Consider the following 26,052-nt stretch of genomic DNA (forward strand, 5'->3'; position numbering starts at 1 on the left):
GACAGCGGAAATAAAGGCTACGCCTCCCTGGCCGGGAGGTGCAGGCCGGGCGGGTCATCGTCGCGCAAGTCACACCGAAAGGCGGGTTTCGGCGATGTAAATGGCGGGAAACAAGTCGGGTTCCGGTTGTGTGAGGGTACGCCGGAGCCGCGGCTGTGGCCCGCCGGCCTGCAGCCTTTTCCGCGTTCTGACCGATTGCACGGTGAACGGCGGCTTCCGGTTCGAACCCTACGTCAACCTCGTTGCGCCGGGATGCCCGGAAGGGTGACCCGGATCCGGCAGCCGCGTGCGGATTCGGCCACACCGATACGGCCACCGTGCAGGTCCACCGCCCAGCGCGCGATCGCCAGCCCCAGCCCCGTACCACCGTCGCTGCCCGGACCGTGCGGCGAGGCGACCTGGCCGCGGTTGAAACGCTCGAAGACCCGGTGCCGCTCCTGCTCCGGAATGCCCGGACCCTCGTCGAGCACCTCCAGGTCCAGCGACTCTCGGCCGAAGCCGCGCCGGGCCCGCACGGTCACCCGGCCATGCGGCGGCGAGTGCTTCACCGCGTTGTCGATGAGATTCGCCACCACCTGGTGCAGCCGCTCGGCGTCCGCGTGCGCGGTCAGCTCCGGCGGCGAGACATCCAGGTGCAGATGGACGTCGGTGCGGGTGTGGTGGCCGGAGCCCGAGGCCAGGCCGCGCTGGGCGGACGCCAGGTTGGCCTCCTTCAGCACACCCGACAGATACGGCCACACCTCGAAACGGCGGGCCCGCAGCGGCAGCACGCCGTTGTCCAGGCGGGACAGGTCCAGCAGCGTCTCGACCAGCCGGCCGAGCCGCTCGGTCTGCTTCAGCGCCGTGCGCATCGTCTCCGGATCGGCGGCGGAGACTCCGTCGACGACGTTCTCCAGCACGGCGCGCAGCGCGGCGATCGGGGTGCGCAGCTCGTGCGAGACGTTGGCGACCAGTTCCTTGCGGTTCTGGTCCACGGCCTCCAGGTCGTCGGCCATGCGATTGATGGTGGAGGCCAGGTCGCCGAGTTCGTCGCGGCGGTCGGCGCCGCGTACGCGGCGCGTGTAGTCGCCGTGCGATATGCCCTTGGCGACCGTGTTCATCTCGTCCAGCGGTGCGGTCAGACCGTGCGCCACGAACTGGGTGATCAGCAGCGTCGCGATGATCGTGAAGACCGTGATGAAGCGCACCTCGGTCTTGCTGTGGAACGCCATCAGCATCAGACCGGTCGTGATCAGGACCGAGACGACGACGAGCGTGCTCAGCTTCGTCTTGATCGAGATCGTGAGGGAACCGATGCCCAGTCGTTTCCGCAGCCGGCCGCGGGGACGCCGGCTCATGGTGCCGGCGTCTCCAACGCGTAGCCGACGCCGTGCACGGTACGGATCCGCTCTGCACCGATCTTCCGGCGCAGCGCCTTGATGTGGCTGTCGACGGTGCGGGTGCCGGAGGCGTCCGCCCAGTCCCAGACCTCTGCGAGCAGCTGCTCACGGGAGAGGACCGCACGCGGGGTGTTCGCCAGGCACACCAGCAGATCGAATTCGGTGGGCGTCAGATGTACGTCCTCGGCCCGTACCCGTACCCGGCGCTGCGCGTGGTCGATCTCCAGTTCGCCCAGCCGCAGGATGCCGCTGCGCGGCGTCACGGCGGCGAGCGCGGCGCGCTCCACCCGGCGCAGCAGCACATGCACCCTGGCGGCGAGCTCGCGCATCGAGAACGGCTTGGTCATGTAGTCGTCCGCGCCGACACCGAGACCGACCAGCATGTCCGTCTCGTCGTCACGGGCCGTGAGCATCAGCACCGGAACCGGCCGCTGCGCCTGCACCCGACGGCAGACCTCCAGACCGTCGAAGCCCGGCAGCATCACGTCGAGCACCATCAGATCGGGCTGCCACGCCTCCGCCGCGTCCACGGCGGCCGGTCCGTCGAGGGCCGTCTGGACCAGGAAGCCCTCGGCCCGCAGCCGCGCCGCGATGGCGTCGACGATCGTGGCGTCGTCCTCGACGACCAGCACCCGGCGCTGGGCTCCTGGCGTAGCCGCGACGCCGTTGTGCGTGGTGTGTGTCTGCTCCATCGCCCCGCCCCTGTACCTGTTTCACTGCGAGCTGCACGTGGATCCGGATCGAGGTAGATCCCGTGTGTGTCCCAGCAGCGTAAGGGCATCGAAGGCGTCCCGGCTACGCAGGACGAAGTGCGAGGTGGACCACGTCCGGTACGCCTCGGGCAAGGTGGATCTCTTCGGTTCTTACCCCGCTGAATCCGGCATTCCGCAACGCATCCTCGAAGACCGACGACGGCTGTGCGGACCAGACGGCGAGCACCCCGCCCGGTTTCAACACCCGCTGACAGGCGGCGAGTCCGGCGGGGGAGTAGAGGTCGCCGTTGTCCTCGGTGACGGTCCAGTCCGGCCCGTTGTCGATGTCCAGACACAGGGCGTCGAAGTGGTCGTCGGCGCTGCTCAGATACGCCACGAGGTCCGTGTGCAGGATCACGCAGCGCGGGTCGGCGAGCGCCTCGCCGGAGATCGCCGCCAGCGGCCCCGACCTGTGCCAGTCGATGATCGCCTGCTCGCGTTCGACGACGACGATGTGACGCCAGCCGGGACGGGCCGCGGCCCGGGCGAGGGAGAAACCGACACCGAGACCGCCGATGAGGATGCTCGGCGCGGCGTTGCCCGTCGCTATCGCGTCGTACGCGGCGTCGATCAGCAGCCGCTCCGAGCGGCCGTCCGAGGTGTCCATCAGGAAGCACCCGTTGACGATGATCTCGTGCACCGCCGCGTCGCCCTCGCCGCGCCGCCGCAGGACGACCTCCCCGTGAGAACCCTCACGCCGGTCGAGGGTGACGGGGGCATCGCTGTCGGGGAACGGCATGGGAGGTGACCTCCGGGCGGCGCGCGGGTGAGGCGGACGTGCCCATCTTGTCCGGGCGGCCCCGTACGGGACAAACCGATATGCAGGCGGGAGCCGGTGGCCCGCACCGGCTCCCGGTGCCTGCCGGCCTGTCCGCCCGCCCTGCCCGCCTGTCCGGCCCGTCCGGCCGATCAAGCCTGATCGGCCGGACAGGCCCCGGGCACGGCCGCTCCCCTCGTGGCGGCCGTGCCTCCGGTCGCGGTCACCCCTCGCGGCGTGGACCGCGCCAGGCGTACAGACCGGTGCCCCCGAGGAACAGGGCGGCGGCACTCACCCACGCCCCGGGCTGCGGGCCCGGCTGCATCGGCCAGGCCCAGATCTGCGCCGTGCCCCCGTACGCGCGCGGTGCGCCCAGATACACGGTGCTGAGATACGCGAATGCCGGCAGCCAGCTCAGGCGCGCGCCGATCAGCACGGCCGCGGCCGCCGTGATGCCCACCGTGCCGAGGGTGTTGCGCACCATGGCGGGGGCACCGAACGTGTCGGCATGGCCGAGCACCGCCGGCGCCAGCAGCGCCGCTGCTGTCGCGGTGAGTCCCAGGGCCTGCGCCAGCCGCCGCGGCCACCAGGGACGCACGGCCGTGCGTTCCAGCTCGTCCATGGACGTGTGGAACCCGGTACCGATCACGGCCGCGGCGAGCAGCGGAGCGAGGGCGACCACCGGGACGCGGCGCTGGGGGTCGAGATACGCGGTCAGACCGTGCGCCGACCAGACCGCCAGCAGCGCGACGGCGGTCAGTGACAACACGACGGGTGGGACGGCTCGCGCACGGGCGAGCAGCAGGGGACCGCTGAGCGGGTTCACCGGTGGGTTCACAGGACGGGCACGTCCTTCGGATCGCAGCTGCGTGCGGTCGCGAACCAGCGCGTCAGCCAGGCGCGGCGCACGTCGTCGGGCATGCCGCCCAGGCGGGTACGGGCGGCCAGATCCGCCTCGATCGAGGCGATCTGCCTCTCGTCACCGCGCTCGCGGGCCCACCGGAGACTGTCGCGGTCCATCCGCTCCCGGAGGCGGTTCGGCGCGAGCCATTCGATCACCGCCGTGTCCGCACGGATCACGCGCTCGTCCGTGAGAGGGACGTCGCAGGCCCCGCGTCCGACGAGTGCCGCCGCGGCCTCCCACGCGTACTGCTCCTGATCGGTCAGTTCACCGCGGACCACCGTCCAGCCCAACGGGGTCAGCACGGGCAGCTGTGCCTCGTCCGGCTTCGGCTCCCGGAGCAGGTCCTCGTACCGGACCGGCAGATTCCCGACCCCTTCGAGCCGGCCGGTGACGCCGGACAGGGCGACCTTGACCTCGGGGAGCAGCCCGGGGTGGAGGGCGTTCACGCAGATCGCGGGACGTACCGAGGTGTCGCACACCTGACGCCGCGACAAGGGGTGGTCGCGCCACATGCCGTCACCGGTCTGGACGATGAGAACGGCGGAGGCAGCCGCGGCCGCAAGGGGCAGCAGTGCCGTGTACCGGCGCCGCGCGGCGTAGACGAGGACCGCGGCAGCCGCGAGACCGCCCGTCCAGACGATCGCGGCGACGGGTTGCCACCACACAGGGAGCATGTCGGCCGTCATATCGGCGGCCGCCGGGCTGAGATGACGGGCCGGGCCCTGCGCGTAGGCCGGGACGGCCAGGGCCAGATATCCACAGACGGCGAGCGCCGGAGCCGCCACCCGCCAGGCGACCAGCCGCCCGACGACGTGGCCCAGCAGCGACATGGCCATCAGGAACGCGGCGTCGGCCACGACCGGGGCGATCAGCGGGCGAGCGGCCGAGGTGTACGGCCAGGTGGCGGCCAGTGCCCCCGCCGCGACGACCGAGTAACCGGCAGCCACCCATGCGGCCAGCGGCAGCGACGCCGTGAGGAGCTGCGCCAGTGGGCCCCGCGCGGCGGTCGCGCGCAGCTCGTCCGTACGCCGCCTTCGCTCCCTGCCGCCGTGCCAACAGCCCGCGGCGCCCGCGAGCGGCCCGCCCAGCAAGGCGCCCGCGGTGTGCAGCTGGGTCTGCGTCTCCCCCCAACTTCCCTGCCACTGAGCAGACTTGGTGCCGACAGCGATCGCCAGCGTCGCGGCGACGGCAAGACCGGCCCAGGGGGCGAAGCCGCGCAGCAGTTCACTGCGCAGCGGATGCGGGGCGGGGCGGTCGGCGGGGACCGCGGGCGCGGGCGCGGCGGTCGTGGTCATCGTGCCGCCTTCGCGACCGCTCGCCCGGCCCGATGGGTGCGGAGCGCCGCCGTGTAACCGCGTTCGATGAGCGTGACCGCACCGCCCTCGTCGTGTGCGGAGTCCTTGCCGAGCGCGGTCAGTTCCCCGGTGGAGCCGCGGAATGCGAGCGTGCCCGATTCGATCAGGGTCACCGCCGAGCAGGCCGCCGCCACGTCCTCCACCAGATGCGTGGAGACGATCACGGTGGAAGCGGCACCCAACTCCCGCAGCAGTGCTCTGAACTCGACACGCTGCTCCGGATCGAGACCGGCCGTCGGCTCGTCGAGGAGCAGCAGCCGCGGCTCGTTCACGATCGCCTGCGCGATGCCGACGCGGCGCACCATGCCGCCCGACAGCGTCCTGATCTTCGCGTCGATCCGGTCACCCAGCCCGACGCGCTCGACCGCGGCCTCCACCGCGGCCGGGACGGCGCCGCCCGGCATCTCCTTCAGCCACGCGACGTACGCCACGAACTCGCGCACCGTGAATCCGGGGTAGTAGCCGAATTCCTGCGGCAGGTAGCCCAGTTTGCGCCGGGCCTCCGCCCGCTCGCGGTGGCCGGACACGTCGTGGCCGAGCAGTTCCACCCGGCCGCCGCTCGGTTCGGCGACCGTCGCCAGGACCCTGATCAGGGACGTCTTCCCTGCGCCGTTCGGGCCGAGAAGGCCGTGCACCCCGACGTCGAACGACAGGTCGACGGAGTCGAGCGCGATCGTTCTGCGGTGCCGGACCGTCAGACCGGTGACCCGCGCCGTACCGGTGCTCACATCTTCTCCAAGTGGTCGTACGAGGAACGGCGAACGGCGAGCAGCCCCGCGCACAGCACGGCCGCGGCGCCCCAGGCGCCCTGGGTGGCCGGCCCGCCGACGTACCGGGCGAGTTGGCCGGCCACCTCCGCGGGCATCGCCGCCACCACGGGCCCGACGACCACGGCCAGCCAGCCGAGCGCCAGCGCACCCGAAGCCGTCCGGCAGCCGATGTACGAACCGAGGGCCAGCGCCGCGAGGGTGAGGGCGAGACCCGGCAGCAGCCAGGCCGCGGCCCCCGGCCCACCTGTGCCCGCCGGCAGCAGCGCACCGACCGCCGTGAGCAGCGGGACGCACACCGCGAGCACGGCGGCCGTGCGCGTCAGCAGCAGCCGCAGCCCGCCGGACGGGGTGGAAGCGGCGATCTCGTGGACCGGGTCGCAATGCCGTCCGTACGACAGCCCGACGCCCGCGAGGGGAAGCAGGGGCGCGACGAGCAGCAGCAGGGGCCGGGTCCCGTCGAACCCGGCGCCGTGTCCGAGGCCCAGCGCCCCCGCCCCGACGAGCAGCAGCGCCAGGACCCAGGCCCGGTGCAGCCCCGGGCCGACCGCCCAGGCGAACCGGGCGGCCGTTGCGGCACGCCTGATCCGGCCGGGTCCGGCCGCGGTGCGGCGTGCCCGCAGGCGCGAGAGCACCGGTCCGCGGGCCGGTGCGGCCGCGGCGGTCACCAGGGCGTCCGCCCGCAGCTCGGCGAGCAGCGGGCCCGCCGCACCGGCGCGGACGGCTGCCGAGACTCTCGACGCACAGGGTGTGCACGACTCGACGTGCTTCTCCAGCGACCAGGCGTCCGGTTCGGGGACGGCGCCCGAGGCGTACCCGGCCGCGAGTTCATCCGTGACGTGCCACGTGTTCACGCCGTGCCTCCCCACGCAGGCCCTCGCCCCACGCCCTGCGGGCGTGAGGGGACTTCCAGTGCCGCCCGCAGTTCGCGACGGGCCCGCAGCGCGCGGGTCTTGACCGTTCCCTCGGGTATGCCGAGCAGCCGCGACGCCTCCCGCGTGGTCAGCCCGTCGACGACCGTCGCCCGCAGCACCTCGCGCAGTTCGGGCGAGATCCGCTCCAGGGCAGTGCCGACGTCCCCGTACTCCAGCCCGGCGAGCACGCGCTCCTCGGCGGACGGCACGGGCTCGGCCGGTGCGTGGACCAGGCGCTCCTGCCGGGCCCTGACCCGCTGGGCATCGACCAGGCGCCGCGCGGCGATCACCCACAGCCAGCCGCCGGCGTCGCCGCCACCGCGGTGCGAGCCCGCGGAGCGCCAGACCGTCACGAAGGTGTCCTGCAGTACTTCCCGTACGGTCTCCGGATCGGCGCAGCGCCGCGAAAGACGGGTGTGCAGCCAGCCTGCGTGCCGGTCGTGGAACACCCCGAGCGCTTCCGTGTCGCCGCGGGCGACCGCGCGCAGCAACGCCGCGTCGTCGTCCCGGTCTCCCCCCGAGGGGCGCATCAGTCTCACGTTCTCTCTATCGCCCGGGGGCGGGCGTCCGGTTCACCTCACGGCTGGGGCTACGGACCGGCGCCGTGGACGGGTCCGGTCTGCGGCGGTTTCGTACGCTCGGAACCCGTCAGCGGGCGGGCATGGCGGCGATGACGTCCTTGAGCGCCTCCGCGCCGTCGTCGGTGGTGACGGTGTGGCCATTGTGGGTGATCCGGTACTGGAAGCCGTCGGCGACGGGCGCGCCGACCACGATGCTCGGCAGCTGCGCGAACCGCGCGTCGTCGAGCGCCCTCGTCAGCGTGGAGAGTTCGCCGGGGGTCATCCGCCCGGACTGCTGCTTCCCGGTGCGCCGCGTCATGGTGTACGTGCCGTCCGCGCGTACGACGAGCCGGTCGTGCACGCCGGCGAATCCGCCGGTGACGGTCATCCCGACGAGCACGTGTCCCGGGGACGGCAGAGGCGGTTCCGGCTGCGTCGAGGACGGCGGAGCCGACGGCTCCGGCGACTGCTGCGGTGGCTGCTCCGGTGCCGAGGTGGCCGGTTCGGCCGTCCCCGGCGACGGCCGAGCCCCGGCGTCGCTCACCGATTCGCCCGCTGTGCTGCAGCCGCCCGCCGCCAGTACACAGGCGAGCATCAGTGCCGCCGACCGCATCCGTCCGTTCATGCGTCCCCCGTTGTCCCCTCGGCCCCTCCGGCCCGACCGCTTCCGCGTCGAGCATGCCCGTCCGTCCGGGGGAACGGCAGACCCGTGCAGCAAGCGACACGTCCTTCCAGGTCACACGGTCCGTCGCCGACCGGATCTCGATGATCGCTGACAGCGAACACCTTCAGGGGAACATCCAGGGGCTCATGTGCATTGAGTCCGTACAGCTCAACTTGACTGCCTAAGGGGAGATCATGGCTGCCGATTCCACGGCGTACTCACCGCTCACTCTGCCCGTCCTGCCGCTCGACGACGAGGTCGTGCTGCCCGGCATGGTCGTGCCGCTCGACCTGTCCGACACCGAGGTGCGGGCCGCGGTCGAGGCCGCCCAGGCTGCCGCCCGTCCCTCCGGCAACAAGCCGAAGGTGCTCTTCGTTCCCCGCGTCGACGGCACCTACGCCGCGACCGGTGTGCTGGGCACCGTCGAGCAGGTCGGCCGGCTCTCGGACGGTGACCCCGGTGCGCTGATCCGCGGTGTGGGGCGCGTCCGTATCGGTGCCGGGACCACCGGGCCCGGCGCGGCCCTGTGGGTCGAGGGCACCGTTGTCGAGGAGACCGTTCCCGATCCCCTGCCCGGCTCGGTGACCGAACTGGCCAAGGAGTACAAGGCCCTTGCCACCGACTGGCTGAAGAAGCGCGGCGCCTGGCAGGTCGTCGACCGCGTGCAGCAGATCGACGGCATCTCGCAGCTCGCCGACAATTCCGGGTACTCGCCGTTCCTCACCACCGCCCAGAAGATCGCACTGCTGGAGACCACCGACCCGGTGGCCCGTCTCAAGCTCGCCACCGAGCAGCTGCGCGAGCACCTGGCGGAGCAGGACGTCGCCGAGTCCATCGCGAAGGACGTCCAGGAGGGCGTCGACAAGCAGCAGCGCGAGTTCCTGCTGCGCCGTCAGCTCGACGCCGTGCGCAAGGAGCTGCGCGAACTGAACGGGGAGTCCGAGGGCGACGAGTCCGACGACTACCGCACCCGCGTCGAGGCCGCCGACCTGCCCGAGAAGGTGCGCGATGCCGCGCTCAAGGAGGTCGAGAAGCTCGAGCGCTCGAGCGACCAGAGCCCCGAAGGCTCCTGGATCCGCACCTGGCTCGACACCGTCCTCGAACTGCCGTGGAACGAGCGCACCGAGGACGCGTACGACATCCAGGGCGCCAAGGCGACCCTGGACGCCGAGCACTCGGGCCTGCAGGACGTGAAGGAGCGCATCACCGAATACCTCGCGGTGCGCAAGCGCCGCGCCGACCGGGGCCTCGGCGTCGTCGGCGGCCGGCGCGGCGGCGCCGTCCTGGCGCTCGTCGGCCCGCCCGGTGTCGGCAAGACCTCGCTCGGTGAGTCCGTGGCGCACGCAATGGGGCGGAAGTTCGTCCGCGTGGCACTCGGCGGCGTACGCGACGAGGCCGAGATCCGCGGCCACCGGCGCACCTACGTCGGCGCGCTGCCCGGCCGGATCGTCCGTGCCATCAAGGAGGCCGGTTCGATGAACCCGGTCGTCCTGCTCGACGAGATCGACAAGGTCGGCTCCGACTTCCGCGGCGACCCGGCCGCGGCGCTGCTCGAAGTCCTCGACCCGGCGCAGAACCACACCTTCCGCGACCACTACCTGGAGGTCGAGCTCGACCTCAGCGATGTCGTCTTCCTCGCCACGGCCAACGTGCTCGAGGCCATCCCGGAAGCCCTGCTCGACCGTATGGAGCTGGTCCGTCTCGACGGCTACACCGAGGACGAGAAGGTCGTCATCGCCCGGGACCACCTGGTGCCGCGCCAGCTGGAGCGGACGGGGCTGGATGTCGGCGAGGTGACCCTGGACGATTCGGCGCTGCGCAAGCTGGCGGGCGAGTACACCCGTGAGGCGGGCGTACGCAACCTGGAGCGGTCCGTCGCACGTCTGCTGCGCAAGGTCGCGGCCCAGCACGAACTGGGCGACCGGGAGCTGCCGTTCACCGTCACCGACGCCGAGCTGCGCGACCTGATCGGACGACCGCACCACGTGCCCGAGTCCGCCCAGGACCCTGCCGAGCGCCGTACCGCGGTGCCCGGTGTGGCCACCGGTCTCGCGGTCACCGGCGCGGGCGGCGACGTCCTGTTCGTCGAGGCGTCGCTCGCCGACCCGGAGACCGGCGCGGCGGGCCTCACACTGACCGGCCAGCTCGGCGACGTGATGAAGGAGTCCGCGCAGATCGCGCTGAGCTTCCTGCGCTCGCACGGCGCCGAACTGGAGCTGCCGGTCGCCGACCTCAAGGACCGGGGTGTGCACATCCACTTCCCGGCCGGCGCGGTGCCCAAGGACGGCCCGAGCGCGGGCGTCACGATGACGACGGCACTCGCCTCGCTGCTCTCGGGGCGGCTGGTGCGCACGGACGTGGCGATGACCGGTGAGGTGTCCCTGACCGGCCGGGTGCTGCCGATCGGCGGTGTGAAGCAGAAGCTGCTCGCCGCACACCGGGCGGGCATCACGACCGTCGTGATCCCCAAGCGGAACGAGGCGGACCTGGACGACGTCCCGGCCGAGATCCTCGACAAGCTGGAGGTCCACCCGGTGACGGACGTCCGGCAGGTGCTGGAGATCGCGCTGTCCGCCGCGGAGGTGCCGGTGGCGGCCGCGGCCTGACCGTGCAGCGAAGGGGCCCGGTGGCGATCACCGTGCCCCTTCGGCGTCCCCCGAGGGCCACACTTCGGGCGTCCGCCGTTGCCGCACAATGGACGGATGACCACCCTGCAGGCCGACTGCTCGAACTGCTTCGGGCTGTGCTGCGTCGCACTGCCCTTCGCCGCCTCCGCCGACTTCGCCGTGAACAAGGACGCCGGCACGCCCTGTGCCAATCTGCGGACCGACTTCGGCTGCGGCATCCACGACCGGCTGCGCACCAGCGGCTTCCAGGGCTGCACCGTCTACGACTGCTTCGGCGCGGGTCAGCAGGTCTCGCAGGTCACCTACGGCGGCACCAGCTGGCGGCAGGCCCCCGGCACCGCATCCGAGATGTTCGCCGTCTTCCCCGTCGTGCGGCAGCTGCACGAACTGCTCTGGTATCTGGACGAGGCGCTGGCGCTGCCCCCGGCCCGCGAGATCCACCCCGCTCTGCGCCGGCAGCGGGAGACCGTCGAGGAGCTCACCCGGCTCGCCCCCGACGCCCTGCTGAAGCTCGACGTTGCCGCGCGGCGCCAGGAGGTCAACGTCCTGCTGCTGCGCACCAGCGAATTCGTACGCGGGGAGGCCGGACGCGGCCGGCGGAAGGACCGCAGGGGAGCGGACCTCATGGGCGCGCGGCTGCGGGGCGCGGATCTGCGCGGGGCGAACCTGCGCGGCACGTATCTCATCGCCGCCGACCTCTTGGGCGCCGATCTGCGGCTTGCCGACCTCATCGGGGCCGATCTCAGGGACGCCGATCTGTCCGGCGCGGACCTGACCGGCTGCATCTTCCTCACCCAGCCGCAGGTGAACGCGGCACGCGGCGATGCCGCCACCCGCCTCCCGGACGGGCTGACCCGCCCCGCGCACTGGTCGTGACGACGGGCGGCGACGGGACGGGTCGTGGGTGCGTGCGCGCAGGGCGCGGAGGGGCTCAGCCGTTGGCGAGCGCCACGACGCGGTCGTACGCGCCGTTGAACTTGTCGTGGTCGCCGACGATCGGCCCGGACGAGGTGTACTGCCACATCGTGTGGTAGGCCCAGCCGCCCGGCAGTGTGCCGGGCGTGGTGTTGTACCGGGCGATCCACAGGGGGTTGGCGGCACCGAAGCCGCTGTAGTTGCCGGTGCACTGCGTCCACCAGCTGGTCGCGGTGTAGATGACGGCGTTGCGTCCGGTGCGCGCCTTGTAGCGGTTGAGGAAGTCGCGGATCCAGGTCACCATCGCGGACTGCGACTTGCCGTAGCAGGCGTCGCCGTACGGGTTCCACTCGATGTCCAGGGCGCCGGGCAGGGTCCTCCCGTCGCGGGACCAGCCGCCGCCGTTGTCGACGAAGTAGTCGGCCTGGGCCGTGCCCGTCGCGGTGTCCGGGGTCGCGAAGTGGTACGACCCGCGGATCATGCCGATGTCGTACGAGCCGTTGTACTGCTGTGAGAAGTAGGTGTTCTTGTAGTACGTGCCCTCGGTGGCCTTCACATAGGCCCATGAGACGCCGCTGGCCCACAGAGCGGACCAGTTGACGTTCCCCTGATGGCTGGAGACGTCGACGCCTTCCGTCTGGACCGCGCGGGAGTCGCGTGGGGTGCCGCCCTGGCCGTCATGGGCGATGACGCCCATGCCCATGTGGGCCAGACCGCGGGCCGGTTTGCCGGCCGTATCCGCGGACGCGGGGAGCGTGAGGAGGAGGGAGAGGACTGCGAGGAGAGTGCCGGCTGCCGCGAGGCGCGTACGGCCGGTCGTCGTTCCGGATCTGTGCACGGGCATAGCGTGCCTCCGAAGACCTCGGTGGGGGGGATCTGACGACGTGTCGACATGTCGTGGCGGACCGTATGGTGTGGACATGCCATGAGTGACGCTACGCACGTAGACCGCGGCGGGGAAAGGGGCACGGGGTGCTGCCGTTGGTCTACGCCTGCGAAATACTTGTGGAGCTGCGGCGACGCCGGCCGCCGGAAGAAACTTTCACGACCAGGAAAGCGTGCGAGGGGTGCTGACGTGCACGAAAGCGGTACGGCAAATGAAGCCGACTCCCGGGAGGGGAATGGTGTGGACCACGAATTCCTCGCCTTGGAACGGGAATTGGCGGTCTTTCTGCGCCGCGCGAGGGCCTCGTCCGGAGAGATGGCCCGCGAGGTCCACCCCGATCTGGAACCCGCCGCCTACGGCCTTCTCGTACGCCTGGAGGAAGCCGGCCGGCAGCGCGCCACCGAGCTCGCCGGGTACTTCGGGGTCGGCAAGGCGACCATGAGCAGACAACTGCGCGCGCTCGAGGAACTCGGACTGGTGAGCCGCGAACCCGACCCCGCCGACGGTCGCGCTTCCCTCGTACGGCTCACGGACGAAGGGGTGGCCCGGTTCCGCCATGTGCGCGACGCCCGCCGCGGCCGCTACCGGAACAAGCTCGCCGGCTGGGACCGCGGCGAGGTCGCCGAACTGGCCCGGCTGCTGCATCAGCTGAACACACGCGCGGAGAGCTGAGGGGCCGCGGGCCGCGGAGAGCCCCGGCGGCAGGCCCGTCCTGCCTCACAGCTCGGCGAACACCGCCGACGCGTCGTCGTGCAGCTTCCAGCGGATCACCTGCGTGCGCTGCTCCGCCACCGTCTCCAGCGCCCGCACCCGGTCGATCAGCGCCTGCGCACCCTCCTTGCGCAGCACCTCGACGCACGCCACCCAGTCGCCCTCCGCGAACATGTCCACCCAGCGCGACGCCCCGTCGCTCAGTGCGGCCACCGCACGCACCCCGGCACGCGGAACGCTTCCCGCCACCGCACGGGCGGCCACCGCCGGATCGGCAGCCGCCGTGAAGAACCCGCCCTCCGCGTTGCGCAGCGCGTCCGCGGAGGCGTGCGTGCGCAAAGCCTCGCGGGGCAGCCGGTCGAGCCGGTCGTCCAGCACCGCGCGCACCGACCCGTCGGCCGACTCCAGCAGCAGCGTCGAATCGGAGAGGACCAGATACTCCACCTCCTCCGCGGGGCCGCCCCAGCGCGCGAGGACCACGGTTGCCTGAGGAGTGCGCACGTGAGAAAGGTCACACGTGTCGCGGTGTGCGTCCGCGGTGCGCCGGATCGCCTCGGAGAGGACGGCCCGGAGTGTCAGATCACGCCGCGAACCGGACAGTTCGACCAGGGCTCCGCCGAGCCGCGCCGTGAACCAGGGCACGCCGTGCGCACATCCCGTGTCACCGAGGGGCGGTGTCACTCCGTCCAGCACGACGAGCGTTCCGCCCTGGCCGGACGCGGGCAGCGCGACGGACGCCCAGTCCTCGTTGGGGCGTTCGGGGGAGCCGGATGCAGTGGCCAGTTCGATGCGCATGAAACTCAGTCTGCATCACACCTCCACCAAGCCTGCACGAAGCGCCGATTGGCTCGTACCGGCAGGTCAGCGGGCTGCTTCGACCCATATGGGCTGCTGTGCGAAGCTGCGGGCGCGCATCCTGCCAAAGGGTGGGCGCGAGGTCCAACCCGCGCGCCGAGGACAGGCCGTCGGGCCGTTCGGGAAAGTTGTTCGCCAACTCAGGAGTGTTGTTCACTCGTTCGGGTGGCGGAGCGGCCGATGCGCGCCTCCCTCCCAAAGGCACTGGAATGGTCGGAAGCCGTACCAGGGGTGGGGCTCTCGCGTGTGACCGGTCGTCATCTCTGCTTCATGGGTGGACGAGTCAAGCAAGATTGCGAGCACCGGTGCAGAAGAAGCGGCCTCGGGGCAAAGGCGGCAGGACCACGGGAACCGCGGGCGAGGCCGAGGCCCCGGCCACTGCGGCCCCCCGGTCCCAGCAGGAGCCCGGCCGGCCCCTCCCCGTCCCCGGTGACCCCTCCGCAACTCCTCTGCCGGATCCGGTGACTCCGTCGGGCCGACCCGTGCGCGTACGCCGACGGCTCGTCGCGGGCGTCGCCGTCGTGTCCCTCGTCGTCATCGGCGCGGGGGCGCCCGGCATCCTCGCCACCTCCTCGGAACTGAACGGGTCCCAGCAGTTGGTGACCCTCGCCGAGCTCGACCGCCAAGCCGTCACCCTGGCCCACTCGCTCTCCGATGAACGCGACGCCGTGACCACGTACGTCGCCGCCGGCCGCGACGCCGGCAACGGCGAAGCGGGCGGCGACGACAAGAGCGGACCCGACCGCCGGAAGGCCGCGGCGGCCCTCAGCGCCCGCGTCGACCGGCAGATCGACGAGATCCGCGCCGCCGTCCCCGACGACCACGCCGAACTGCGCCGCGAGCTCGCCTCCGTACCCTCCGTGCGCCGCACCGCGCTGAGCGGCAAGGGCACGCCGATGGAGGCACACCGCGCATACACCGCTGTCGTCGCCCGGCTCCAGGCACTCGCCGACGAGCTCGCCGAGAAGACCCCGCCGCGCGCCGCGGCAGCGGGCAGGGCGCCCGCCGCGCTCGGGTTCGCCGTCGAGCAGGCCTCCGCCTCGCGGGGACTGCTCCTCGCCGCGCTCGCCGTGCCCCGCCCCGCCACCAAACTGACGTACGACCCGGTCACCGGCCTGCCCGTGGAGACCGAGGGTGTGGACTCCGGCACCGACGCCCGCACCCGCAACGCGCTCAGCGCCGCGGCCCAGCAGGCCCGCGTTCGTGAACTCGCCGCGCTCGCCGACTTCGACCAGGCCGCCGACAACGACGCCCGCGACAAGCTCGCCGCGACCGTCACCGGCCCCGAGGTCGCGACCGCCGAGACGCAGCTCGCCCGCCTCACCGACCAGCCGCAGCTCTCCACCGCCGAACGCAAGACCGACCCCGGCAAACTGGAGTCCGCGCTCACCGCCCGCATCGAGCAGATGCGCGGTGCCGAGACCGCGCTCGCCACCGACCGGCTCGAGCGCTTCGAACAGCTTCGGGACGACGACGTCACCGCCCTCGAACTGCGCATCGCCCTGCTCGGCGGACTGCTCGTCGTCACCATCGGCGTGCTCGCCGCCGTCTCCCGTACGCTCACCCGCCCGCTCGCCGTCCTGCGCATCGGCGCCGCCCGGCTCGCGGAGGCGCCCGAGACCGAGGAGCCGGTCCGCTTCACCGGCCGCAACGACGAGTTCGCCCAGGTCGTACGTTCCCTCAACACCCTGCACGGCAAGCTGCGTGATCTCGGCGTACGCGTCGAGAGCCTCGACAGCGACCGCGGAGACCTCATCGGCTCCCGCGAGGCTCTCGGCGCGGAGCTGGCCGAGGCGCGCACCGAACTGCGCGAGCACACCGCCTCGCTCACCACCGAGCTCGACCGCCTGCGTCACACCGTGCACCACACCTTCGTCAACCTCTCGCTGCGCACCCTCGGTCTCGTCGAGCGCCAGCTCGGCGTCATCGAGAAGCTGGAGGAACGCGAGCAGGACCCGGAACGGCTCGCCACCCTCTTCAAGCTCGACCACATGGCCACGGTCATGCGCCGCCACAGCGAGAACCTCCTGGTCCTCGCGGGCGCCGAACACGGGCAGGGCCACGTCGGCCCGGTCCCGCTCGTCGACGTCCTGCGCGCCGCGGTCAGCGAGATCGAGCGCTATGACCGCGTCGTCATCCAGTCCCTGCCGCCGCATGCCCAGGTCGCCGGCTTCGCCGCGGACGACCTCAGCCACCTGGTCGCCGAACTGCTGGAGAACGCCACCTCGTTCTCCCCGCCGGACGCCCAGGTCGAGATGTCCGGCTGGCTGCTGGAGAGCGGTGAGGTGATGCTCTCCGTCCAGGACGCGGGCATCGGCATGACCGAAGCGCGCATGACCGAGGTGAACGAGCAGCTGGAACACCCCCAGACCTACGAGACCCGGGCCGGCCGCGAGGCCGAGGGCCTGGGCCTGCGGGTGGCCGCGCTGCTGGCGGCGCGCCACGGCGTACGGATCCAGCTGCGCGAACACAAGCAGGGTGGCATCACCGCGGTCGTCGTCGTCCCGGCGGCGCTGCTCCCGGCCGGCCCGCCGGCGACGGCGGCCCAGCAGGTCACGGTGGCCGGCGCGGCCCCGACACTGCGCCTCCCGGGCTCGGCGGCCGAGGCGAACTCCAACGCCCTTCCCCCGAGCCCGAGGCGCACGCCGCCGCGCGCGAAGACGGAGTCGGCGGCAGCGGGCGCGGTGGGCGAGCCCGCGGTCCCGGACGGAGCGGAGCCCGTGCATCCCGTGGACCGGACGTCCCCGGTGCTGCCCGCGGACGTGCCCGCTGACGCGCGGGCGACCACCCCCGCGTCGCAGGCCGACCCGGCCGATGTCCGTGACGGGGCGGAGCCCGTGGACTCGGTGGCCGCGTCCGACCGGGCTGCCCCGGTGCCGCCCGCGGAGCCGGCTGCGGGCGCGGTCGAGCCTTCGGCCGACGTGGACGAGATGCAGCCCGCGGCCCCGGCCGCCGAACCGGCGTCTCCTGCGGGTGCCGTGGTCCGGTCGGCGCTTGCGGACCTGGCCGAGGCGGACAGCCTGCCGGCCGCGGATCGGGCCGAGCCCGGCGCGCCGCCGAACGACGACGTTCCGCCCGCGGACGTGGACGTGGCCGTGGCCGTGCCCGTCGAGCCCGCCCCGGCGGACCCGGTGAGCGCCCCTGGGTTTGCGGACACGGCGCGCACGGAGCCGCCGGCCGCCGGCTTGCTGCCCGACCCGGCTCCGGTCCACGACTCCGTCGCCGGTACGGCCCGTCCGGACACCGCCGCCGCCACCCCCGGCCTCGAAGCCACCCCCGAGACCGACCCGTTCGTGGCCGCCGCCGAGCGGGCGATCCGCGCCGCCGCGGCGGAGCCGGACACCCATGAGCGGACCGTCGACGGCGAGCCCGGCTCGGACGGCATCGACCAGGCGACGTTCGCGATGCGGCTGCCCGAGCAGCCCGCGGCCCCGGACGCCACCGCCCTGGAGGTCACAGCCCCGGACGCCACCGCCCCGGAGGCCATGGCGCCGGAGGCCCCCGCACCGGCGGCCGGTGACGTCCCGTGGGACCGGGTCACCGACAAGGGCCTGCCCAAGCGGACCCCCAAGTCCGTCGCACCCCCTGCCGCGCCCGACGGGCGCACCGGGAGCATCGACCCCGACGTCCTGCGCCGCAGGCTCGGCGGCTTCCAGCAGGGCGCGAAGGACGGACGACGCGACGCCGAGGCCGAGATCGCCGAGCTCGCCGAGACTCCGGAGGCCGCCGAGGCCGCCGACACCGTGCAGCAGAACGGATTCACCGTACGCACGGAGACAGAGACGGGGGACACAGTCGAGGAGGCACGCAGTTGACTGCGACCGGCACATTCGGGCTGAGCAGCGAGGCCCGTAATCTGCAGTGGTTGTTGGGCAATCTCGTGGAGGAGGTGCCAGGGGTCCGCTCGGTCGCCGTCGTCTCGTCCGACGGGCTGCTGCTGCTCTCCTCCGACCCCGCACAGAACACGGCCCCGGCAGCACCCCGGCACCCCCAGGGCCCCCGTGGCTCCAGTGCCGACCTCGCCACCATCGTCTCCGGCATCGGCAGCCTCACGATCGGGGCGGCCGGGCTCATGAACGGCGGCGGAGTGAAGCAGACGATGGTCGCGATGGACGAAGGCAGCGTCTTCGTGATGTCGATCAGCGACGGCTCCCTCCTGGGTGTGCACGCCACTCCGGACTGCGACATGAGCGTCGTCGCCTACCACATGGCCCTGTTCGTCGGCCGTGCCGGACATGTACTCACTCCCGAAGTCCGCAGCGAGCTGCGCAAATCGATGGAGAGCACCCGATGACAGCCGCCGCTTCGTTCCCCCGACTTCCGGTGCGCGGCGAGGGGCGGCGACCCGCCCGCGTCCGCCCGTACTCCCTCACCGGCGGCCGCACCCGCTTCGGTCACGTCCTGCTCGTCGAGACGTTCGTCGCCGCGCTCGAAGCACCTGCGGAGCGCCGCGAACTGCCCGGCGGCACCCTCGCCTCGCGTGTCATGCCCGAGCTGCGGGCGATTGTCGAACTGTGCCGCAGGATGCGTACCGTCGCCGAGATCTCGGCGCTGCTCAAGATGCCGCTGGGCGTCGTCCGGGTCCTCCTCAGCGACCTCGCGGACCAGGGAAAGATCCGCGTGTACGGGACCGGTCACGGCACCGGCCAGCCCGACCGCGCACTGCTCGAAAGGGTGCTGAGTGGACTCCGCCGCCTCTGACACGCTCGTTGCCCGACAGCACCCCCCGCAGGACACGGCCACGTCAGCCATGGACGGCACCTCCCCGTCACCCGCCTCGGGCACCGGCCCGGGTACGGAAGAGGAGGCGCAGGCCTGGCAGCTGGACACCACCCGGGCCCCCACCGCGACCAAGATCGTGGTCGCGGGCGGCTTCGGCGTCGGCAAGACGACCTTCGTCGGTTCGGTCTCGGAGATCACTCCGCTCCGGACCGAGGCGCTGATGACCCGGGCCAGTGAGGACACGGACGACCTCGGCGCCACGCCCGACAAGGTCACCACCACCGTGGCGATGGACTTCGGCCGGCTCACGCTCGACGACGACCTGGTGCTCTACGTCTTCGGCACGCCCGGCCAGAAGCGCTACTGGTTCATGTGGGACGACCTGGTGCGCGGGGCCATCGGGGCCGTCGTGATGGCCGACACGAGGCGGCTGCCGGACTGCTTCCCGGCACTCGACTACTTCGAGAGCTGCGGGCTGCCGTACATCGTCGCCGTCAACCACTTCGAGGGAACGACCGGTTACGAGGCCGAGGACGTGCGGGAGGCCCTGACGGTCCCGCCGCACGTGCCCGTGGTGATCATGGATGCCCGCAACCGGGTCACGGTCATCGAGTCGCTGCTCGCGCTCGTCGCCCACGCCCTCGAAGCCACCCCCGAATAGCAGATCTACGGAGCACCCCAGTCATGCGGAAGATACTCATAGTCGGAGCCGGCCAGTCCGGACTCCAGCTCGCGCTCGGCCTCCAGTCGCAGGGCTACGAGGTCACCTTGATGTCCAACCGCACGGCGGACGAGATCCGGACCGGCCGGGTCATGTCCACGCAGTGCATGTTCCACACCGCCCTCCAGCACGAGCGGGACCTCGGCATCAACTTCTGGGAGACACAGGCCCCGAGGATCGAGGGCCTCGGCGTCTCCGTCGCCGCGCCGGACGGTTCCCGCGCCATCGACTGGGTGGGCAAGCTGGACGGCTACGCCCAGTCCGTCGACCAGCGCGTGAAGATGGCCGGCTGGATGGAGACGTTCGCCCAGCGCGGCGGACAGCTCGTCATCCACGGCGCGGCCGTCTCCGACCTGGACTACTTCTCCCGCACCTACGACCTGGTTCTCGTCTCGGCCGGCAAGGGCGAGCTGGTCTCCATGTTCGGGCGGGACGCCTCCCGTTCCCCGTACGCCGAACCGCAGCGCGCACTGGCCGTCTCCTACGTCCACGGCCTCGGCCCGCGCCCCGAGCACCCCGACTACGACGCGGTGCGCTGCAACCTGGTGCCGGGCGTCGGCGAGCTGTTCGTGATGCCGACGCTCACCACGTCGGGCCGTGCGGACATCCTCTTCTGGGAGGGCATCCCCGGCGGCCCGCTCGACGTCTTCCAGGGCGTCAAGGACCCGGCCGAGCACCTCGCCCTGACGCTTGAGCTGATGGAGCGGTTCACGCCGTGGGAGTACGCGCGAGCCACCAAGGTGGAGCTGACGGACGCGGGCGGCACCCTGGCCGGCCGCTACGCGCCCACTGTGCGCAATCCCATCGGCCGGCTCCCCGGCGGCGGTCTCGTCCTCGGCGTCGCGGACGTCGTCGTGGCCAACGACCCGATCACCGGACAGGGCTCCAACTCGGCGGCCAAGTGCGCGGCCTCCTACCTCGCCTCGATCACCGAGCACGGCGACAAGCCGTTCGACGAGGAGTGGATGCAGGCGGCGTTCGACCGCTACTGGGACACGGCTCAGCACGTCACGAAGTGGACCAACGCGATGCTCGGCGTCCCGCCGGAGCACGTACTGAACCTGATCGGCGCGGCCGGCCAGCTCCAGCCGGCAGCGGACCGGTTCGCCAACGGATTCAACGACCCCGCGGACTTCGAGAACTTCTTCTACGACCCGGAGAGGACCGCGGCGTACCTCGCGGAGATCTCGGGCGCCTGACAGCGCCGGGTGAGGAGTCCCGGCGCTCACCCCGGTGGGAGCGCCGGCTCCGACTCGGGCGCGGGGGTGTCCCCGGCCGTTCCTGCCGCAGCACCGTCCGGCAGGCGCGGCGGGGCCTGCTCCGCGGCTCCGATGGCTGCCACCTCCTCGGGGGACAGCGTGGCCAGCAGCGCCTCGGCGGATCTGAGGCGGGCCGTGGCCGTCGCCCGTGCCTTCTGCTGCCGGGCGACCAGGACGAGTTCGGCGTCGAGGGCCGCGCGCGAGTCGGCCGCCAGCTCGCGGGCCCGCCGCTCGGTCGCCGCCAGCCGGGACATGGCCGCCAGCCGTCCCGTTGCCGCGCGTTCGATCAAATGGCCCTGGTCCAGGGCCTGTTCCGGAGTGCGGGAGAGCAGCAGCTGCAGATAGGCGGACAGATCGGAACTGCCCTGGTACTGCTCCCGCGCGATCCTCCCGGCGGCCGCCCGATGGGTGACGAGCGCCCCGCGGGCCTCGGCCAGTTCCCGCGCGAGCCGGGCCGTCTCCGTCCGCTGCCGCTTCAGCTCCTTCACGGCCGTGCCTTCGCTCGTCTCGGCGTTCTCGGCCTGCCGGTAGAGCTCCTGAAGCCGCGTCAGCACGCCGGTCGTGCCGACCGGGGTGCCGGCCTCGCCGCCGAGTGCCGCCCCGCCCTGACCGTTCCCACCGACGAGCGCCTCGACGACGCCGTCCCCGAGATCGCCGAGCACCTTGTCGGCGACAGTGCCGGTGGGTCCGGCGTCGTGGGGGTCGGCGGCCGCCGGTGCCGCAATCGTCGTGAGGGCCGTGACCGCGACCAGCGCGGTCGTGCAGACCGTACGGAGTGCCCTGCCTGACACGTCATCACCTCCGGCTGCGGGACGGCCGGTCCGTCCCACGCGCCCGAGCATGAGGACGTGCCGGCGCACCCGCCCGGCGGGTGGTCGGGTCGGCGCAACGGCGTCACCCGTCGAGGCGGAGTGCCGCATCTCCTCGGCGTGGCTCCTGGCCAGGACGCGCGGGCCGGGGACCGGTGCCCGCGGGGCTATGTGCGGATCCCCGCCCGGACAGGGCCTAGCGCGAGCCGCTCGGCTTCGACCACGGCCACCTGATCTCCCGCCGCTCGACGCCCTCCGGCGCGTACTCGTACTTCCAGCCCCGCTGCAGCCCCAGTCGCTTCGTATGGCCGGCCGGCACGCGGCGGTAGACGTGGACGGTGGGCGGGGTGGTGCCGTCGTCGTGCGGGACGGGGATCTTGTACCACTTCGGGGGGTGGCCGGTCGGGCCCACCAGCACCGGCAGCACGCGTCCGTCCAGCGGGCCGCCGACGAAGGGGGTGTTCTCGCTCTTCACGGCACCAGTGTCACAGCAGATGCGCCGCGTCGCCCACGACGGGTACCAGACGCCGGGCCAGCGTGCCGACCGCACCGTCCAAGGTCTCCTGGGCCACCAGGTCCCTGACCGCCGCCGCCGTCTCCCCGTCGGTCGCCGCGGTGGCCGCGAGCAGGCCGATGAGATGGTCCACGAGCCAGTCGCGCAGTTCGCCGGCCGACGGCTGTTTGCCCTCGTCGACCCAGATCAGGGAAGCCGCCTCGACGGCCGCGATCCAGGTGCGCACCATCATCCGCAGCCTCGGTCCCGGCCGGCCGGCGCCGAGATGGACCAGGATCTGCTCGGCCGCGGCCCGTCGCACCTCGTCGACGATCGCGGTCGTACGGGAGGTCTCGGCGACGCTGCCGCCCCGCAGCAGGGCGCTGAACCCCGTGTCGTGCTCGTCGACGAACCGGAGATAGCGGTCCAGCACGCGCGCCACGCGCTCGGTCGGCGGTCCCACGGCGGGCTCGGCGAAGCAGTTCTCCAGCTGGTCGGCCGCCGAACGCAGTGCCGCCTCGTACAGCTGCTGCTTGCCGCCGGGGAAGTACCGGTAGACGAGCGGCCGGGACACCCCCGCCGCCTCCGCGACGTCGTCGAGCGAGACCTCCTCCGGCGGCCGGTGCGCGAAGAGCGCGAGCGCCGCCGCGAGCAGCTGGCTGCGGCGCTCCTCGACGCTGAGCCGTCGGTACGCGCGGGACGCCGGAGCGGGACTGGTCATGCTCCGCAGCGTAATCGCACGGTCCAGGGCGCCAGGGCCCGACTTTCGGCCCTTGCGGGGCACGAACGACCCGGGTTGCACGAGAGGCTCTAGGGGAGCAGCCCGGAGCTCTTCCACAGCCTGCGTCCCGGTCCGCGGAGCACACCGATGTCGTCAAGGAAGTCGGTGAGCCGCCGTGCGCCGGTCTGCATGACCTCGCGCCGGTGGCCGCTCGCCTTCACCTGGGCGACGGCCTCGCGCCGGTCCAGGCCCACGTTCTCGTACACCTTCGGGTTGACGAAGCAGACGCTGAACACGCGTGCCGCCTCGCCGCAGCTGATCCGGGTGAACTCCTGCTCCCAGCGCGGCGCGGTCACCATCTGGCGGCGCAACTCCTCCCGCGCGTACCGCACATGGCGGGCCTCCTCCACCACATGGATGCGGGTGACCCCGCGCACCAGGGTCTGCACCCGCTCGTCGGGGAAGGTGAGGCGCTGCATCCAGTCGAGGATCTCCTCGCCGAGCAGGGTCGCCGCGAACGAACCCGGCGTCGTCGACACGGTCTTCAGCACGCGCGCCAGGTTGTGGTAGACCCGCGGCACCGGGTACGCCGGGGCGCCGCCCTTCTGGATCATCCTGGCGAACATCATGGAATGGCGGCACTCGTCCGCGATCTCGGTGAGCGCGTACCGGACGTGGTTGCTGGTGACCGACTTGTCGTAGATGTGGCGCACCAGCAGCTGCATCAGGATGATCTCGAACCAGATGCCGAGCGAGGCCAGCGACGCGGCCTCGTGCCGGGCCAGGTCCATCCGCTGTTCCTCGGACATCCTGTGCCACAGCGGGGTGTCGTAGAGGGAGAGCAGCTCCGGCGGCCAGAACCACTTGCCGTCCTCGATCGGGGCCTCCCAGTCGAGCTCCTTGTCGGGGTCGAAGGAGTGCTTCGCGGAGGACTCGAGGAGGCGTGCGGCGACCTGCTCCCGGTCCCGGAGGGGGCCGAGCGCGTCGCGGAGGAGCTGCACGTCGCGTTCCGTCACGGTTGTCATGGCTGAGGGCACCTCACCATCAGGATTACCGGGTCACGGTTATGAGACTCCCTGTCAGCAAGCTCGTCAATCCCCCGTGCGCGACTTGTTGACTATCTGTCTACCAGCGTGTGAGCCTGCCAACTGTCGTTGGTGGCAGGGCTCGTGAGGCGAAGGAGCCGCTCGGTGTCGACACAGGACCGCTACACACACGCACCCGAAAGCCCGCTCTGGCAGGTGCCGGCCTCCGGCTCGGCACGCTTCAGCTGGGAGTACGAGGACGGCCGGGAACGGCTGCTCGCCCTCTACCAGAAGGGCAAGGACAAGCAATGGGACGGCGCCAAGCGCATCGACTGGGACCTGGAGGTCGACCCGTACGATCCGCTCGGCACCCCCGACGAGGCGCTGACGCTGTACGGCACGCGCCACTGGGCGAAGATGACCGACCAGGACAGGGGCGAACTGCGCAAGCACTACACCTCCTGGCAGTTCAGCCAGTTCCTGCACGGTGAGCAGGGCGCCATGATCTGCGCGGCACGAATCGTCGAGTCGGTGCCCGACCTCGACGCGAAGTTCTACTCGGCGACCCAGACCATGGACGAGGCCCGGCACGCGGAGATTTACGGGCGCTTCCTGCACGAGAAGATCGGCATGCTCTACCCGATCAACGACAACCTCCAGTCGCTGCTCGGCGACACCCTGCGCGACTCCCGCTGGGACATGCCCTACCTCGGCATGCAGGTCCTCATCGAGGGCCTGGCGCTCGCCGCGTTCGGCATGATCCGCGACACCACCACGAAGCCGCTGCCCAAGCAGATCCTGGCGTACATCATGCAGGACGAGGCCCGCCACGTGGCCTTCGGACGGATGGCGCTGCGCGACTACTACAAGCAGCTGTCCGACGCGGAACTGCGCGAACGCGAGGAGTTCGTGATCGAGGGCTGCTACCTGATGCGCGACCGGCTGCGCGGGGTCGAGGTCCTGGAGAACTTCGGCGTCTCGAAGAAGGAAGCGGAGGAGTACACGGAACAGTCCGAATTCCTCCACCTCTTCCGCAAGCTGCTGTTCAGCCGGATCGTGCCGTGCGTCAAGGACATCGGGCTGTGGGGCGAGCGGCTGCAGAAGGCGTACCTGGACATGGGCGTCTTCGAGATGGGCGACGCCAACCTGGACCTCCTCATGTCCCAGGACGAGGAGATCGCCGAGGAACTCGACCGGGAACGGTTCGCGGCCGAGGAGCAGGAGCGGGTGTCGGAGGTCGCCGACGCGATCGCGGAGGGGGCGGCGCAGCCGTCGTAAGTCGGTGTACGGGCCGCGGTGTGCCCGGCAGGATGGCGGGCATGCCATCCCCCGCCGACCGTACGGCCGCCCGCCGCAGTCTCGAAGCGCTCGCGCTCGGAGACGCGTTCGGCGAGCGCTGGTTCCCGCTGTTCCGCGAGCGCGAGCAGGCGTACGAGGAGATCCGGGCCCGTCGCACCCCGCCCGAGCCCGAGTGGCACTGGACCGACGACACGGCCATGGCGCTCGCGATCCAGCGCGTACTGGACCAGTACGGCGAGATCGACCAGGACCGGCTGGCGGCCTGCTTCGCGCTCACCTTCGACGCCGATCCGGCACGTGGCTACGGCCACGGGATGCACATGCTTCTGCCCGCGCTGCTGGAGGACCCGGCGGCCTGGCGGTCGCTCGCGCCCGAACTGTTCGACGGCGGCAGCCTCGGCAACGGCGCGGCGATGCGGGTGGCCCCGCTCGGCGCGTGGTTCCGCGCCGACCTCGGCGCCGTCGCCCGTCAGGCGGAGTTGTCGGCCCGGGTGACCCACGCCCACCCGGAGGGCGTTGCGGGTGCGGTGGCCGTCGCGACGGCGGCGGCCCTGTCCGCGCGCGGCGAACTGACGATCGCGGCGGTCGCGGAACGCACCCCGCCGGGCCTGGTCCACGACGGTCTCCTCCGCGCGGTCCGGGTTCCGTTCACCACGCCCCCGTGGAAGGCGGCGGACCTGCTGGGCAACGGCCAACGGATCCGCGCGGACGACACGGTCCCCTTCGCGGTCTGGACGGCGGCCCGCCACCCCGGCGACCTGACGGCGGCGCTCTGGTCGACGGCGGAAGGCTTCGGCGACGTGGACACGACGTGCGCGATCACGGGCGGCATCGTGGGCGCGGCGACGGGCGTCGACGGGGTGCCGGCGGAATGGCTGAAGCGGCGGGAGGCCGTGCCGGGCGGGCCCCCGCCGGTCAACGCCTGATCGTCGATCACCCTTTCGAAGGGTCGATGTG

General features: G+C 72.1%; 25 protein-coding genes. 10 read left to right on the plus strand and 15 right to left on the minus strand.

Going from position 1 to position 26,052, the window contains the following annotated elements; all coding sequences use genetic code 11:
* Positions 1–233: 233 nt before the first annotated feature.
* The 9 genes from AC067Z_RS22785 to AC067Z_RS22825 form a co-directional block, all read right to left on the minus strand.
* Positions 234–1,337, minus strand: coding sequence for a HAMP domain-containing sensor histidine kinase (locus tag AC067Z_RS22785; protein ID WP_478791410.1), 1,104 nt, complete (start codon positions 1,335–1,337; stop codon positions 234–236).
* Positions 1,334–2,071, minus strand: a complete 738-nt coding sequence (locus tag AC067Z_RS22790) for a response regulator transcription factor (protein WP_147988102.1) — start codon at positions 2,069–2,071, stop codon at positions 1,334–1,336. Before AC067Z_RS22790 ends, AC067Z_RS22785 begins: the two co-directional genes overlap by 4 nt.
* A 103-nt stretch (positions 2,072–2,174) precedes the next feature.
* On the minus strand, positions 2,175–2,870 hold the full coding sequence (locus AC067Z_RS22795; protein ID WP_478791411.1) for a spermine/spermidine synthase domain-containing protein: 696 nt from the start codon (positions 2,868–2,870) through the stop codon (positions 2,175–2,177).
* Between the two features lie 241 nt (positions 2,871–3,111).
* Entirely contained in the window at positions 3,112–3,726 is a 615-nt protein-coding gene (locus tag AC067Z_RS22800) for a hypothetical protein (protein ID WP_478791412.1), read from the minus strand.
* Positions 3,723–5,087, minus strand: a complete 1,365-nt coding sequence (locus AC067Z_RS22805) for a hypothetical protein (RefSeq protein ID WP_478791413.1) — start codon at positions 5,085–5,087, stop codon at positions 3,723–3,725. The genes AC067Z_RS22800 and AC067Z_RS22805 overlap by 4 nt, the downstream gene beginning before the upstream one ends.
* Entirely contained in the window at positions 5,084–5,875 is a 792-nt protein-coding gene (locus tag AC067Z_RS22810) for an ABC transporter ATP-binding protein (protein ID WP_478791414.1), read from the minus strand. Before AC067Z_RS22810 ends, AC067Z_RS22805 begins: the two co-directional genes overlap by 4 nt.
* Positions 5,872–6,768, minus strand: a complete 897-nt coding sequence (locus tag AC067Z_RS22815) for a zf-HC2 domain-containing protein (protein ID WP_478791415.1) — start codon at positions 6,766–6,768, stop codon at positions 5,872–5,874. Before AC067Z_RS22815 ends, AC067Z_RS22810 begins: the two co-directional genes overlap by 4 nt.
* Positions 6,765–7,358 carry an RNA polymerase sigma factor gene (locus AC067Z_RS22820; RefSeq protein WP_478791416.1) on the minus strand — a complete coding sequence of 198 codons (594 nt, stop codon included), beginning with the start codon at positions 7,356–7,358 and terminating at the stop codon, positions 6,765–6,767. The genes AC067Z_RS22815 and AC067Z_RS22820 overlap by 4 nt, the downstream gene beginning before the upstream one ends.
* Positions 7,359–7,476: 118 nt before the next feature.
* Positions 7,477–8,013: a hypothetical protein gene (locus AC067Z_RS22825; RefSeq protein ID WP_478791417.1), complete on the minus strand. Its 537-nt coding sequence runs from the start codon at positions 8,011–8,013 to the stop codon at positions 7,477–7,479.
* 233 nt (positions 8,014–8,246) lie between these two features.
* Between AC067Z_RS22825 and lon the strand changes: the two genes are divergently transcribed.
* Both lon and AC067Z_RS22835 read left to right on the plus strand, forming a co-directional pair.
* Entirely contained in the window at positions 8,247–10,658 is a 2,412-nt protein-coding gene (gene lon, locus AC067Z_RS22830; RefSeq protein ID WP_478791418.1) for an endopeptidase La, read from the plus strand.
* A gap of 96 nt (positions 10,659–10,754) precedes the next feature.
* Positions 10,755–11,555: a pentapeptide repeat-containing protein gene (locus AC067Z_RS22835; RefSeq protein WP_478791419.1), complete on the plus strand. Its 801-nt coding sequence runs from the start codon at positions 10,755–10,757 to the stop codon at positions 11,553–11,555.
* Positions 11,556–11,610: 55 nt separating this feature from the next.
* Here AC067Z_RS22835 and AC067Z_RS22840 read toward each other — a convergent pair whose 3' ends face one another.
* Complete coding sequence (locus AC067Z_RS22840; protein WP_478791420.1) at positions 11,611–12,438, minus strand: lysozyme; 828 nt, start codon at positions 12,436–12,438, stop codon at positions 11,611–11,613.
* Positions 12,439–12,669: 231 nt separating this feature from the next.
* Between AC067Z_RS22840 and AC067Z_RS22845 the strand changes: the two genes are divergently transcribed.
* Entirely contained in the window at positions 12,670–13,152 is a 483-nt protein-coding gene (locus AC067Z_RS22845; protein WP_478791421.1) for a MarR family winged helix-turn-helix transcriptional regulator, read from the plus strand.
* 45 nt (positions 13,153–13,197) lie between these two features.
* Here AC067Z_RS22845 and AC067Z_RS22850 read toward each other — a convergent pair whose 3' ends face one another.
* The gene (locus AC067Z_RS22850; protein WP_478791422.1) at positions 13,198–13,986 is read right to left on the minus strand and encodes a hypothetical protein; all 789 of its coding nucleotides are present in this window, start codon (positions 13,984–13,986) and stop codon (positions 13,198–13,200) included.
* 365 nt (positions 13,987–14,351) lie between these two features.
* Here AC067Z_RS22850 and AC067Z_RS22855 point away from each other — a divergent pair, with 365 nt between their 5' ends.
* The 5 genes from AC067Z_RS22855 to AC067Z_RS22875 are packed head-to-tail and all read left to right on the plus strand — an operon-like array spanning position 14,352 to position 20,688.
* Positions 14,352–17,861 carry a sensor histidine kinase gene (locus tag AC067Z_RS22855; protein WP_478791423.1) on the plus strand — a complete coding sequence of 1,170 codons (3,510 nt, stop codon included), beginning with the start codon at positions 14,352–14,354 and terminating at the stop codon, positions 17,859–17,861.
* Positions 17,858–18,340, plus strand: coding sequence for a roadblock/LC7 domain-containing protein (locus AC067Z_RS22860; protein WP_478791424.1), 483 nt, complete (start codon positions 17,858–17,860; stop codon positions 18,338–18,340). The genes AC067Z_RS22855 and AC067Z_RS22860 overlap by 4 nt, the downstream gene beginning before the upstream one ends.
* Positions 18,337–18,747, plus strand: a complete 411-nt coding sequence (locus tag AC067Z_RS22865) for a DUF742 domain-containing protein (RefSeq protein WP_478791425.1) — start codon at positions 18,337–18,339, stop codon at positions 18,745–18,747. Before AC067Z_RS22860 ends, AC067Z_RS22865 begins: the two co-directional genes overlap by 4 nt.
* The gene (locus AC067Z_RS22870) at positions 18,728–19,429 is read left to right on the plus strand and encodes a GTP-binding protein (RefSeq protein ID WP_478791426.1); all 702 of its coding nucleotides are present in this window, start codon (positions 18,728–18,730) and stop codon (positions 19,427–19,429) included. Before AC067Z_RS22865 ends, AC067Z_RS22870 begins: the two co-directional genes overlap by 20 nt.
* Positions 19,430–19,452: 23 nt before the next feature.
* Positions 19,453–20,688 (plus strand): styrene monooxygenase/indole monooxygenase family protein, encoded by a 1,236-nt coding sequence (locus AC067Z_RS22875; RefSeq protein ID WP_478791427.1) that lies wholly within the window; start codon positions 19,453–19,455, stop codon positions 20,686–20,688.
* A gap of 26 nt (positions 20,689–20,714) precedes the next feature.
* Here the strand turns inward: AC067Z_RS22875 and AC067Z_RS22880 are convergent, their stop codons facing one another.
* The 4 genes from AC067Z_RS22880 to AC067Z_RS22895 form a co-directional block, all read right to left on the minus strand.
* Positions 20,715–21,539: a coiled-coil domain-containing protein gene (locus AC067Z_RS22880; protein WP_478791428.1), complete on the minus strand. Its 825-nt coding sequence runs from the start codon at positions 21,537–21,539 to the stop codon at positions 20,715–20,717.
* 214 nt (positions 21,540–21,753) lie between these two features.
* Entirely contained in the window at positions 21,754–22,032 is a 279-nt protein-coding gene (locus tag AC067Z_RS22885; RefSeq protein ID WP_478791429.1) for a hypothetical protein, read from the minus strand.
* Positions 22,033–22,042: 10 nt separating this feature from the next.
* Positions 22,043–22,771, minus strand: coding sequence for a TetR/AcrR family transcriptional regulator (locus AC067Z_RS22890; RefSeq protein WP_478791430.1), 729 nt, complete (start codon positions 22,769–22,771; stop codon positions 22,043–22,045).
* An 89-nt stretch (positions 22,772–22,860) separates the two neighbouring features.
* A complete protein-coding gene (locus tag AC067Z_RS22895; protein WP_478791431.1) occupies positions 22,861–23,796 on the minus strand; it encodes an AurF N-oxygenase family protein in 936 nt (311 codons plus the stop codon).
* 165 nt (positions 23,797–23,961) lie between these two features.
* On the opposite strand from AC067Z_RS22895, the gene AC067Z_RS22900 reads away from it, so the two are divergent.
* Together AC067Z_RS22900 and AC067Z_RS22905 are read left to right on the plus strand one after the other, a co-directional pair.
* The gene (locus AC067Z_RS22900) at positions 23,962–25,074 is read left to right on the plus strand and encodes a ferritin-like domain-containing protein (protein WP_478791432.1); all 1,113 of its coding nucleotides are present in this window, start codon (positions 23,962–23,964) and stop codon (positions 25,072–25,074) included.
* 41 nt (positions 25,075–25,115) lie between these two features.
* Complete coding sequence (locus AC067Z_RS22905) at positions 25,116–26,021, plus strand: ADP-ribosylglycohydrolase family protein (RefSeq protein ID WP_478791433.1); 906 nt, start codon at positions 25,116–25,118, stop codon at positions 26,019–26,021.
* Positions 26,022–26,052 lie beyond the last annotated feature (31 nt).

The sequence above is a fragment of the Streptomyces sp. NPDC043812 genome, from assembly GCF_056436245.1.